Raw genomic sequence first — 11,995 nt, forward strand, 5'->3', positions numbered from 1 at the left:
GATCAGAATATTACCTTCTGCACCGCACTCTTTGCAAGCCTTGTATCCGCTTTAATCAATCGTCAGGCTCGATAAAACAGCTTGAACAAAGCCTCGATCGCTTTCAGCGTTTGACCATTAAAGCCGCCCCGATTCAAGTTCCGATCCCACATCTTACGGCGAGCTAATTTCACCGAGATCTTTGTTTCTCCCAAAAGCTCGTCCGCTTTGAAGAGCAACGACAAAGCGGTCCTTGCTCCTTTCAGCGTTTGCTCTTCCTCGAAAAACGGACGAGCATCTTGAGCAGATGGGAAAACTTTTGAACCCTAATGTAGCTCGTTGGGCAGATGCGTAAAGAGGTCCGCGCGGCCACAGCAGCTAAATCGAAATCACCCTGCTCCGCTAGTTCGCGCGATCTTTCATACAACACCTGTCCCACGAGCCAACGATGTTCCGCATAGAACCGAAAGTTCAGCGGCGAGAGCCTGAACCGCGCGCGTATCGCCCTCAGGTTTCTCAGCTTTGAATGAGGGGCTTCTTCATAAACGCGCAAATAGGCTTTCGTCATCCGTTCCAAGCTAAAAGCTTCCTGCGCGTAGCGCGCGTATGATGCAATTCCCGTTTACAAGCAGCACTTTCATTTTTCGCACAACGATGGAGAGGATCTTTTAGACGACGATGCCAAAATACCGCTGAAGGTAATGCGCCAAAGTTGAAGCGACCACAGAACTACTCTGATTCCTCAGATAAAAATCGCGCCCGCGGCGCGACAGACGGTCGAGGATCTCGGGCGAATGCACCAAGATCGATATGTGCTCTGCGAACTGCGCCGCATCATCCGCAATCAAGAGGTGTTCACCCGGCCTCATGCCCGCGATGCCCCGCGCGCCAACGGAAGTGCTCAACACCGGCAGTCCGTATGCGAATGACTCGATGATCCTGGTGCGCAGTCCCGTGGCTTCGGTGGCAGCGACGATCTGAAGATCGCTGTTATTGTAGTAAGGGACGACGTCTTGTACGAATCCCAAGAAAGAAACGTTCGGATACCTTTCAGCCAGTGCTAGGATCTTCCCGGCCCGTTCATCGCGATCTATCCGCCCGATGATGTCCAGCGAAACTCGCGCGAGCACGTGCGCCGGCAATCTCGGAAAGATTTCGCACAGCAGGAACTCTAGCGAACGGTAGCTCGGCAGATGGCTTATGCGTCCAACGTGCAGGAGGCGCAACCGGCCATCCCGCAACCAGTTGTTTGCAACCCTGTCAGCCCCATCACCGGGAATGCTCATGGGTAAGTACTCCGCTCTATCACAGCCCCACTCGTTTCTCAGCCGATCTCGATCATAATCCGCGATACACAGGATCAGAGGCGCATGTCGAGCCATCAAACGCTCTACTCGTCGAGCGAATTGCAGGTCGCGTCGCTCAGGAGCGCTCATAGATCGCTGATTGACTTCACAAGCCACCCTAATCGTCGCTTCTGCAACGGCTGATGGCAGATCGTGGAAACTCCAGATGGAGCGGGCGCCTTTCGGCAACCAAGGGATGACGTTCGCGTGCGATTCTCCTTCTAAATGGTGGATCGCTTCGGGATCCCGCTTGCAACAAGACTCGACTTCCCGCCTCACAGCGCGATGGCTCGGGAAATAGTACTCTACGGCTGTTCGGTGGGGGATGCCAGCTCGATACATCAAGCGCCCGAGGACAGAAGGAACAGGCGGGGCTTCTATAACTCGTCGCCAAGTCACCGGATGCAGATCCGGACTCGGTTCTGACCCGTCCGCATCGGTTGCGATTTGAACCGCTTCGACTTCGAACCCGAGATCCAAATAGGCGCGTATGTTCGAGTAAAAGCGAAGGCTCGCCCCGCTGCCCTGATTCCGTGGCATAGTGCCGAGGTAAACAAAAACCCGCTTCTTCCCTTTTGACATCGCTGAGCAACCAACGCCCTTCTCTGGTCCATCGAGATCTCGACTGGAATCTCAACCGATCGTTACAAGATGACGAAACAGTCGTCTTTGACTCAGTTGAATATCTAGCCCCAATGCTGACGGCATCGTCGTCGTTGTTCTGACAGCGACGACTAGACGGTTCTGCGGATGCTCCTTGCATAATAGGCGAAGCGTATCGGACGCATCTTTCCATTTTTCGCCCTCATCTCGCTCCTTATGACGAGAAGCTTGCCGTAGAACTTCTTAAGTCCCTCGAGCCCGGATTCGTATGCCGCTTTGAGGGCGCGGTCCGATTTTACATGAGGCCATTGTGTCCGCAATACGCTTGAAGATTCCGTGAACATTAAAGCGAGTTTGCCAGAAGTCATCGCCAAAATTGTACCCCGAAGGAATTCTCTCTTCAGAAGCACCGCCAAAGTTGGAATCGATAGGAAGAAAAGTGGCAAGCAATAGACCAATCCCGCTCGATGCCGAGCCACCGCGCTCGCGAGGACAGTCAAAGCAAACCTCAACGCCACATAGGCATCCGATTAAATCTTGCGAATCCTGCGGATAGGAGCACAATGGGCAGACCCGCCTGAACCAAAACTTAATGTTTTCCCTGAATTGTTATCCCTCAAGCTCAAAGCCCGAGTAAATCATCTTGCATTCGGCTCATTTTCAATCGTTTCTCTCATTTTGTGAGTGGCGCGACCTCGAATTCCTGTACAAACTATGTGCGTCACTCGGAACACCGGCGATCAAACAGTAAGCTTTCCGAAGGATGTGTTTGGGGATGCCACGGGGATACCAGCGCAGCAAAGCAAAAAGTCCCCGAACAACTACCTCCCAATCGCGTTCTCGCAAACCGCGCCTAACGCTGTTCACCACTCCTTCGCCGTATATCTCCTTTACACTTTTCAGACCTATGACGAAAGCCTCTTTTAATCTCGGATCCTTTTGAACGAACTTTTCTTGATCTTTCAAAGCTGTTAGAGCACCCTGAAACATCAAACTCGCTTTCGAACTCAAGCCTCCGTCATGGATGCGATACTCTATGACATCTTGATGATGACATAGTATCGGAAACTGCCGCGCTATCCTCAAATACAACTCCCAATCTTCAACCGTGAGCTGGGACTCATTGAAAAAGCCAACTTTTTCCAACGCTATGCGCCGAAACATTACTGCTCCTGGGGGATATATGTAGCAACTTTGCAGCAGATAGAAGTAATGATCCGCTTCCGGACAATGATGCCGCTTCGGCGTCGGTAGAGGCTGTCCTTCAACTGTTATCAGCCTACAATGTCCGTGCACGAAAGCGCATTCCGGATGCGCCAACAGATGTTGCAGATTTGTTTCAAGCGCGTGCGGCAGCAACCTGTCATCCGCGTCCAAGAAGACCAAATAATCGCCCTTGCTCTCCGCTATCCCTCGGTTCCTCGCCCCAGGCAAACCGCGATTCTCCTGTTTGACGCATTTAACCCCAACGTATCTTGCGGCCACCTCCGAAGTATTATCGGGTGAACCGTCGTCGATGACGATTATTTCCACGTTGCGGTACGTTTGACGACGCACGCTTTCTATAGCTTCGCCCAAAAAATGGGCCTGTTTATGGCAAGGGATGATGACGGAGACCAACGGATTTTCCGCGCCGCTCATGGCACCTCCTAAAGTAGGATCGCATGAACTTCGTTTACGGTTCAGCAGTACCGTGCCAAATCATTGTCCTTATTGAGTTCGGTCATTGAAACTCTTTTAGGTCATCGTCGCTCCCTTTAGTGCCGAGAAGGATGCGACGACATTTGCGAAATAAGTGGCAGACGACTCCTCGCGGATAAAGTCGGACCAGCGTCGGCAAATCCTCGCAAATCCGCCCCCAGTCCCTTTTCCTTAAAGCCAGCCTTACTTCATTGACTAACCTTTCACCGTAGTATTCGTGCAACCGGTCGTACCCAGCTTTGTAAGCTTTTCTCAGTTTCTCATCCCTTTTCGCATATTTCCACTGAGCGACGAGGACCTTGTGCGCCTGAGCAAACATCAGAGCTATCTTCCGACTGATGTTTGCCTCATGAATCCTGTATTCGGCGATCACTCGGTCATAGAAGACAATCGGGTACGAACGGGCGATACGCAGATACATCTCCCAGTCTTCTGCCGGGACATAGCGTTCGTCAAACAGCCCTATCGAATCGAAAACGCTTCGCCGGTACATAGCCATGGCAGGCATGAAGACGTCGTTGCCTGTCAACAAGTATTCGTAAGAACCACCATCGAGCAAGGGTCTATTACGCTCTTCAATCACCTCTCCGCGTTTATTGATTATTCTAGCGAGCCCAGCAACAAGCATGGCTTTTGGATGGTCGCTGAACTGCTTCAATCCCGTCTCAACAGCATGCGGCAAAAGACGATCATCACCGTCGAGCAGAACGATGAATTCACCAGAACTCGCGCGCAACCCAACATTCCTCGCCGCTGCGACTCCTTGGTTTTTTTGCTTAATGTACCTGATCTCGTCGAATCGAGTCGCTACCTCTTCGGACCCATCGGTCGAGCCATCGTCCACCACGACGATTTCTGTGTTTCGGTGACTTTGAGCTAACGCGCTCTCGATCGCCTCGCCGAGGTACGATCTCTGATTATAGGCGGTGATTATTATGGAGACCTTTGAGCGCTCTAACATGACGATCTTCTCGCGAGCGTTTACCCGAGGCGATTTCGCGGTGTAACTGATGGTCCCGTGTCTTAAAACCGACTACTTTCAAGATCTAGCGAAGATCCGTTCATTTGTTGCTTCTTCCATCTCCTCGACGAAACGCCACGTATGAGGCATATAGAAACGACCGCGGAATCTTTTTCCGGGATCGACGCGGAACGACGCGCAACGGAATTTCCAATCTTTATCAATCGTCGTATCTATCAAATAGATTCCAGGAGAGAGTCCTAGTTCCGGACAGTAAAATTCCACGCACCCTTCGCTCCGTTCCGCAAAGACGTTTTTACTGGTGAAAAGCTGGCTCGCCAGCTCCCCTTCGGGTGTATAAAAGAAGACTTCCACGGAACTCTCGACTGGTTCCCGATGAACGCGATATCGGACCTTGACGATTAGGGCGTCTCCCGTTTGTAAAGAGGAGACGGAATCGCCTTTTTCATTGTGAAAGGATATAGAAACTATCTCGGCTCCGCTTGTCACATCGCTTTTTCGCCCGGTCAGAGCCGCAAGATCGGCTGTTTTTCTTTGGTATTCTCTGATCACTTCGTCCGGACTTCCTTCGGCGATAAGTCGCCCGCGCTCCATCAACAGGGCCCGATCGCAAAGACGTTCCACCGCCCCTAAGTCGTGCGAGATGAAGACGATCGTTTTACCGCTCTCGCGCAGTTCGCGCACGCGCTGCAAGCACTTCGATTGAAAGTTTGCATCGCCGACGGCCAACACCTCATCGAGCAACAGAACATCAGCATCCAGATGTGCGGCGATGGCGAATCCGAGCCGCAAGTACATTCCCGAAGAGTAACGCTTGACGGGAGTGTCGAGGAACTCGTTGACGCCGGCGAAATCGACGATTTGATCGAGTTTCGCTTCGATCTCGTGCCGCTTCATCCCAAGAATCGAACCACTCAAGAAGATATTCTCACGTCCCGTCAGCTCTGGATGGAAGCCCGATCCAACTTCGATCAGCGCGGCGAGCCGCCCGTTGATCATGATCTCGCCCGACGTGGGCGTCGTGATGTTGGAGAGAAGCTTCAGGATGGTGCTCTTTCCGGCCCCATTGTGTCCGATGATGCCCAACGCTTCGCCGCGTCTGACCTCAAACGAAACGTCGCGCACAGCCCAAAAATCTTCCGTGTGCGCGCGCAAACGCTTGAGGACGCGCTTCAGCGGATTGCGCGTCGGAGCGCTGTCCTCATGCCGTATACGGTAACGTTTAGAGACTCGATCGAAACGAAGGTCAATCATCTTTTGTGCCACGCCTGATAGATTTTACACTACGTCGGCCAGAGTCGCTTCCAAACGCTTGAAGAGGATGTAAGAAGCTGGCAACAGTACGGCGGAAACAATCGCCGCGACCGCCAGGGCGCGCAAGTCTGGCGCCATCCCCTGCAAGATAACACGGCGAAAATTCTCCGTCACCCCGACCATCGGGTTCAGCACGTAGACGGGATAGAGCCAGGCGGGTACGGCGCTCAAAGGATAGACGACGGGCGAAGCGAAGAGCCAAAGCTGCATCAACAGCGGCATCGCCATCCCGATGTCGCGAAAATAGACCTGAAGCGCCGAAAGGATCAGCGTCACGCCGAGCGTGAAAACGGTCATCACGGTGATGATGGGTACCGCCCACAGGATCAACACAGTCGGCACGATCTTGTAATAGAGCATCATCAAAGCGAGCACGCTCGAGCCGACAGCGAGGTCGAAAAGCGAAGCGACGACGTAGGTCGCAGGCAGTATTTCGCGCGGGAAATAGACCTTGGTGACCAGATGGGAGTGGCTGACGAGCGAATTGGTGCCGCTCGTCAAAGCGTTCGAAAAACTGGTCCACGGCAAAAGCGCCGCGTAAGCGAAGACCGCATAAGGCGTCCCTTCGCTTGGCATCCGCGTGACGATCGAGAAGATCAAGGTGTAGATGAGCATCAACGCGAAAGGTTGCACGATGGCCCAAGCGAAGCCGAGCCTCGATTGCTTGTAGCGGACCTTGATGCGGTGTGCGCTCAGCGTGTAGAAAAGATCTCGGTATTCGACAAGCGCGCGAACGCTTTGCCACAACTCGCGCAACGAAAGCGACGGCGCGCGGATTATCTTCACGCGCCTTTTGCCTTCGCCGGACGCCACCGATCCACCGATCCCACCCGGATTTAACGCGTTCGATGATGCCATCAAATTCCCCTGAATTCAGCTAATTGGCCACTTGAAACTTCCGCTAAGCCTGTCAACCCGAGCGCTTCCCTGTAAACGCGCGCCATATCTGCGGCAAAACGCTCTCTATTCCAACGCTCACGCACGATGCGACGCCCATTGGCACCGAACGATCGGGCTTTCTCCTCGTCCTGCAAAAGCACGAGAAGATGCGTCGCCAATCCCTCATCATCCCCGTGCCCGTAAAGGAGACCGGTTTCGCCATCAACGACCGCCTCCGGGACGCCGCCAACAGCGGTCGCAACGACCGGCTTGCCATGCGCCATCGCTTCCAGTACGACGAGCGGCAACCCTTCAGTGTGCGTCGAAAGCGCGAAAACGTCCATCGCGTCGAGCAAGCGCGCGACATCTGAGCGAAAGCCAGCGAAGATGAAAAGATCTTCCACCCGATTTGCGCGCAACATCTCTTTGACCTCGCGGTAATGCTCGCGATACTCGGCCCTCTCAGAGTGATCGCCGACGATCAGAAAACGCACTTGCGGATAGACGGCCACCACACGCGCTGCCGCGCGCGCCAAAGTCGCATAATCTTTGGCCGGAGCGACGCGCGCGACCATGCCGACGATCTTCGCCTCATCCGGGACGCCGAACTCCCGGCGAACATCTCTCGCCGCATTTGCGTCAACAACTCGATCCGCTTCTATCCCATCGTAGATGACCACGCCGCGCTTCTCCGACACCTTGTGGGCGAACCGGCGCCACGTATCGCGCGAGACGAAGATGAAACGGTTGATCGGCCAGAGAAAACTTCGGTCGCGCCGTGACAATTGATCATAGCAGCATCGAATATGGCATAAAACGGGCAATCCGGCCATTCTTCCGGCGAGCGCGGCATGATAGCCCGCGAGCAAATCGGCGCAGTGGATCAGATCAACACGTCGCCGTTTGAACTCGCGCGCCAATCGCCAGGAGTAGCGAAGAAAAGGCCAAACGCGGCGGTAGCTGTGTTCGACCGGATGGTAAGAGACCGTCTCGAATCCGGCTGCGGCGAAGATCTCATGCACGGGCGCTCTTTCCCCGAAACAGAAAGCCACGCTCTCGAAACCGTAAGGGCGCACCGCCTCGGCGATGCGCAGCGTGGCCTGCTCCGTGCCGCCGACGGTCGGCCAAGGCATGATGTGAGCGATCCTGTGACGACGTTCGCGCATCTTCGTCAAGCGGCGGCGAAACGCTGCGGCAGCGCACGCTGCCGCGCCCTGTATAGCGTGTGGAGCAAACGCGGCGCAAATCTCAATCCCGCGAGCAACCAAGAGAGCTTCCGGCTGCGGTAGAAAGCGTTCGCCCTTGTGATCTGCTCTGCCGCCGTCGCGTAATCGCCTTGGGCGAAAGCTCTCTTGCCGAGTTCTAGGGCAATAGTTGCCTCACAGCGTCGAAGCTGCTCATCAATCAACCTTTCGATCCTTTCGCTCGGATTCAACACGCGCTTCAACTTGCGATAGACGCGAGATTGTCCTTCGAGAAGGCGCGTCGAATCGTAAGCGAGACTGGTTTGATGAATCCGATGGCGCGCAAGGCAGCGCCGCGTATATCTGATCCGCCCGCCGCGATGAACCAGTCTGACCCAAAGATCGAAATCCTCCGAATGGTAGAACTGCGGGTCGAACAGGCCAGCCTTTTCGAGCGCGCTTCGGCGTGCGAGCACGCCCGAGGTGATGATCGAGCTCTCGGTCGCGAGCAAACTCTCAAGCGTTACGGGTTCGCGCGTCGGAACGGTCTCAAAGAATCTCTTTCCATCGTGGGACGATGAGCCGAACAGCAGCGCGTCGGCACAGACCAGATCGAGCGACGGTTCGCGCGTCAAAGCTTCGACCTGCACGGCGAGGAAGTCCGCGTCCCATGCATCGTCGCCATCGAGAAAACCGACGTATTCGCCGCGCGCGTGAGCGATGCCGGAATTTCGCGCGCCGCCGGGACCGCTGTTCTTCTGCTTGATGTAAACTATCCGTTCGACGTATGGCGCGATGGCGCGCTCTAGCTCTGCCGTATCGGGCGATTCGTCGTTGACGACGATCGTTTCATAATCGCCGAAGCTTTGGGCGAAGACGGAATCGAGCGTTTCGGCGATAAAGGGCGCGACGTTGTAAGCCGGAATGATGACGCTCACCAGCGGATCTGGTTTCAGCTCTCTTCCTCTCGCAATGATCATCCGTGCCCCCCTTTGCGTGCCGTCATCAGCGCAGCGGTCGGTTCACCTCTCGTTTCGCGAATCGGCTCCCAGCGCGCATAGCGCTCACCGCGCAAGAATTTGTTGAAAGCGGCGACGACCGCGGCGTTGGCGAGCACGAAGTAGTATGGTAATGCGATCAATCTGCGGTGCCAACCGGCGCGCTCCGCGAGGAAGCCGATGAACGCCGCAAAATAGAAGAGGGTTTGTCCGATGAAAATCGCAAAATAGAATGTCGAGCGTGGCGCGAGCGCCGCCGAAGCGAGCAAAGCTGTGATGAGAAACGCGGGCGCAAGATAGCGGAACACCTTGTGCGATAGCAGCTCGATCGCATAGAAGCCGCTTCGCCGCGGGTTCAGCATCGCACGGTGATGCCACAGGTCGGAGATCGTCTGCGTGATAACGCGCACGCGCATCCTGAATTCGCGATCGCTCCGCTTATTCGTCTCTTCAATGGCCACCGCTTCAGGCTCGTATACGGCACGCAATCCCTGTTCGACCATCTTGGTGGCGATGATGAAATCGCTGCAAGCCTCCGGGCGAAGCGGAACGTAGGCCGAACGGCGCACGGCGTACAGACAGCCCGAACAACCGATGAGCGAAAGGATGGCGCTTTCGCGCTCTTTCAGGAACGTCTCGTAGCTCCAGTACGAGCGCGCGCCATGTCCGACAGACGACCGCGCCGGATCGACGTAGATCAGACGCCCGGCGACGCAACCAACCGATGGGTCGGCGAAGTTCGGCAACATCTTGCGCAAGACGTCGGGCTCATAGAGCGTCGTCGCATCGGAGAAGAGGATGATCTCGCCGCGCGCCAGCTCTACGGCGGCGTTCTGCGCCGATGTTTTGCCGAGACGTTCGGACTGACGATGAAGGCGTACGCCGCGCTTCGCAAACGAACGCGCGATCTCGTCCGTGCGATCGGTTGAACAATCCGACGCGACGATGATCTCTAGTTTCTCTTTCGGATAGTCGAGCGCGAGCGTGTTTTCGAGCTTGGCGGCGAGATCTCGCTCTTCGTTGTAAGCAGTGATGATGACGCTCACGGTTGGTTCGCACTCGCCCTTGCGCACGGGGCGCGCGCGCCAATGGCTCATCGCCCATAAAATCACCGGATAAACGACGTAGGTGTAGAAGAGCGCCGCCGCGCTCGCCCAGAAGAGAACTGCTGCCACAACGTAGAGCATGCTTTCAACCCATGATCGCGTCGGAGCCGATCCGATCGTCGCCTATCCTACTTCGCCCGATTGAACGGAAGTTTAAATCAACGCTTCGCCTCTCAAAGGTTCACGTCGGGAGCGGCGCGCCGATCTTTCGCTGCGCTTCGGCTTCGCTCACCTGTGCCGCGCGTTGGTTAGTCTCTGCCTCCGACGAGAGGGCGTAGATGCGCCGGAGCGCGATCGCATAACCGACGACGTAGTAGATATACCACTGATAAGCGACCGATCCGAAGAAGCTGCTCACCATGTAGGCGACGATGCTCGCCTGAATCGCGACCGAAAGATAGTAGAAGCGCGACGTGCGGCGATCCTCGAACGCCGCGCGCTCGATCTGCCACAAGCGCTTGAGCGGCGAAACGATCAACCCCACGTAGAAGAAGAGCGCGGGGAAACCCAGTTCAGCCGCAACTTGAGTGTAAGCGTTGTGGCTCACCAGCTCCTGGATCGAGACGATGTGAAAGTTTTCCATCCCGACGCCGAAGATCGGATTACGTAGCGCGACGAAGACCGAACGCCAGAAGACCTCCTTGCGCGTGGTGGCAGATCCGACGGGATCAAGCCCAGGGATGAAGATCGAGAGCAAACGAAGGCCGTAGTTGCCGGGCGCAAAGATCAAAAGGAGCAGTAGGACCAAAACAGCGACGGCCATCACGCTGAAACGCTGCCGCTTGCCGATCTTCCACGTCAGTACCAAGAACGAGGCGATGAAACCTAAAAAGGCGCCGCGCGAATAAGTGACGACCATGCCGACCGTCATCAACGCCGCGCACGCAGCATAAAGGGATTTGCGGAAAAGGTTGCGCGTGCCGAAAAAGAGCGCGATGGCGATGGGGATCATCATCACCAAGTGAAGCGCCATGTCGTTCGGGTTGCCGAACATGCCGCCGATCGCCCCGGCGACGCGGTAACCCTCAACCGTCAAATTCCCGCTCTGAAAATCGCCGATCGCATGGTAGCTCAGAAAGAGGCCGACACCGAGCGAGAGCCACATCAAGCCCTTGAGTCGCCGTTCGGTTCGCACGACGTTTATCAACACGATGAACATCAAGACGACCTTGATGAACGTGTCGCTGAAAGCCGCCCAAGCTTCGCCCGGATTGATAGCAAAGGGCATCCCAAGAAGCGCCCATAGACAAAAGAGGAGCAGGAAGTTGACTTCACGCGGACGCGCCGTCAAATTGCCTTCGAGCGCCAGTTGCGTCGGGAAGAAGACGGCGAGCGTGAAGATAGCGAGCCAGAACGCGAGCGACGTGAAGGACGAGAGGGCCGGAATCCATTCGTAAGGACGAAAGTAGAGCACAGCCGTGAAGAGGAAGAGGCCGACGTAGCTGATCGCATGGCCGCGCCGCGCGAGCCATCTTTCCGCTCCCGCCACAAAATTTGAGCGAGCCGTACCTCTTTTGTTGCCTAACTTCTTTGCGCCCTCGCGCTCGTCGCCCCTGGTCTCTCGCGCCCCCGGCTCGGTCTCAGCATTTTGAGAAGCGAGTTTCGGTACGACTCTTTCCCATCCTTCGTCGGAAGAACGATTAGGCCCCGCCGGAGTGACGGTCTCGTAATCGATCACCGGCTCGAAACTTTGTCGCTCGTCCTTGTACATCTAGAGAACTCACTTCAGCTGCCATCCCAGACGTTACAGTTAAATGCCGAAAGGCGCGCGCTGCCGTAAAAAGCGGTTCCGCCGGATTTCATGATCGGCCATCGTGCAAGTCGCCCAACGGACGAAGAGCCGGGGCCACATCTCCTCTGCGAGAGCGTTTTTCGACCCAGAACTCAAAAGCATAGTTTACCC

The 11,995-nt window shown here is 55.7% G+C and carries 9 protein-coding genes; all 9 read right to left on the reverse strand.

Annotation, left to right across the window (positions count from 1 at the left end; genetic code table 11):
- Window positions 1-647: 647 nt before the first annotated feature.
- Complete coding sequence (locus tag C4334_RS09360) at window positions 648-1,265, reverse strand: glycosyltransferase family 4 protein (RefSeq protein WP_352431822.1); 618 nt, start codon at window positions 1,263-1,265, stop codon at window positions 648-650.
- A 1,323-nt stretch (window positions 1,266-2,588) separates the two neighbouring features.
- On the reverse strand, window positions 2,589-3,569 hold the full coding sequence (locus C4334_RS09365; RefSeq protein ID WP_352431823.1) for a glycosyltransferase: 981 nt from the start codon (window positions 3,567-3,569) through the stop codon (window positions 2,589-2,591).
- Window positions 3,570-3,651: 82 nt separating this feature from the next.
- Window positions 3,652-4,590 carry a glycosyltransferase family 2 protein gene (locus C4334_RS09370; protein WP_352431824.1) on the reverse strand — a complete coding sequence of 313 codons (939 nt, stop codon included), beginning with the start codon at window positions 4,588-4,590 and terminating at the stop codon, window positions 3,652-3,654.
- A 78-nt stretch (window positions 4,591-4,668) separates the two neighbouring features.
- Window positions 4,669-5,865 (reverse strand): ABC transporter ATP-binding protein, encoded by a 1,197-nt coding sequence (locus tag C4334_RS09375; protein WP_352431825.1) that lies wholly within the window; start codon window positions 5,863-5,865, stop codon window positions 4,669-4,671.
- A gap of 24 nt (window positions 5,866-5,889) precedes the next feature.
- Window positions 5,890-6,783 (reverse strand): ABC transporter permease, encoded by an 894-nt coding sequence (locus C4334_RS09380; RefSeq protein ID WP_352431826.1) that lies wholly within the window; start codon window positions 6,781-6,783, stop codon window positions 5,890-5,892.
- The gene (locus C4334_RS09385; RefSeq protein WP_352431827.1) at window positions 6,783-7,970 is read right to left on the reverse strand and encodes a glycosyltransferase; all 1,188 of its coding nucleotides are present in this window, start codon (window positions 7,968-7,970) and stop codon (window positions 6,783-6,785) included. The genes C4334_RS09380 and C4334_RS09385 overlap by 1 nt, the downstream gene beginning before the upstream one ends.
- 5 nt (window positions 7,971-7,975) lie before the next feature.
- Window positions 7,976-8,968 carry a glycosyltransferase family 2 protein gene (locus C4334_RS09390; RefSeq protein WP_352431828.1) on the reverse strand — a complete coding sequence of 331 codons (993 nt, stop codon included), beginning with the start codon at window positions 8,966-8,968 and terminating at the stop codon, window positions 7,976-7,978.
- The gene (locus C4334_RS09395) at window positions 8,965-10,173 is read right to left on the reverse strand and encodes a glycosyltransferase family 2 protein (protein ID WP_352431829.1); all 1,209 of its coding nucleotides are present in this window, start codon (window positions 10,171-10,173) and stop codon (window positions 8,965-8,967) included. Before C4334_RS09395 ends, C4334_RS09390 begins: the two co-directional genes overlap by 4 nt.
- A 100-nt stretch (window positions 10,174-10,273) precedes the next feature.
- Window positions 10,274-11,803: an O-antigen ligase family protein gene (locus tag C4334_RS09400; RefSeq protein WP_352431830.1), complete on the reverse strand. Its 1,530-nt coding sequence runs from the start codon at window positions 11,801-11,803 to the stop codon at window positions 10,274-10,276.
- Between the last annotated feature and the right edge of the window lie 192 nt (window positions 11,804-11,995).

The organism is Pyrinomonas sp., assembly GCF_040289685.1.
Taxonomy (GTDB): Bacteria; Acidobacteriota; Blastocatellia; order Pyrinomonadales; family Pyrinomonadaceae; genus Pyrinomonas.

Excerpts from the sequence above, each read along its gene's own strand:
- C4334_RS09360 (WP_352431822.1), bottom strand. The coding sequence starts at position 1,265 with ATGAGCATTCCCGGTGATGGGGCTGACAGGGTTGCAAACAACTGGTTG.
- C4334_RS09365 (WP_352431823.1), bottom strand. The coding sequence starts at position 3,569 with ATGAGCGGCGCGGAAAATCCGTTGGTCTCCGTCATCATCCCTTGCCAT.
- C4334_RS09370 (WP_352431824.1), bottom strand. The coding sequence starts at position 4,590 with ATGTTAGAGCGCTCAAAGGTCTCCATAATAATCACCGCCTATAATCAG.
- C4334_RS09375 (WP_352431825.1), bottom strand. The coding sequence starts at position 5,865 with ATGATTGACCTTCGTTTCGATCGAGTCTCTAAACGTTACCGTATACGG.
- C4334_RS09380 (WP_352431826.1), bottom strand. The coding sequence starts at position 6,783 with ATGGCATCATCGAACGCGTTAAATCCGGGTGGGATCGGTGGATCGGTG.
- C4334_RS09385 (WP_352431827.1), bottom strand. The coding sequence starts at position 7,970 with ATGCGCGAACGTCGTCACAGGATCGCTCACATCATGCCTTGGCCGACC.
- C4334_RS09390 (WP_352431828.1), bottom strand. The coding sequence starts at position 8,968 with ATGATCATTGCGAGAGGAAGAGAGCTGAAACCAGATCCGCTGGTGAGC.
- C4334_RS09395 (WP_352431829.1), bottom strand. The coding sequence starts at position 10,173 with ATGCTCTACGTTGTGGCAGCAGTTCTCTTCTGGGCGAGCGCGGCGGCG.
- C4334_RS09400 (WP_352431830.1), bottom strand. The coding sequence starts at position 11,803 with ATGTACAAGGACGAGCGACAAAGTTTCGAGCCGGTGATCGATTACGAG.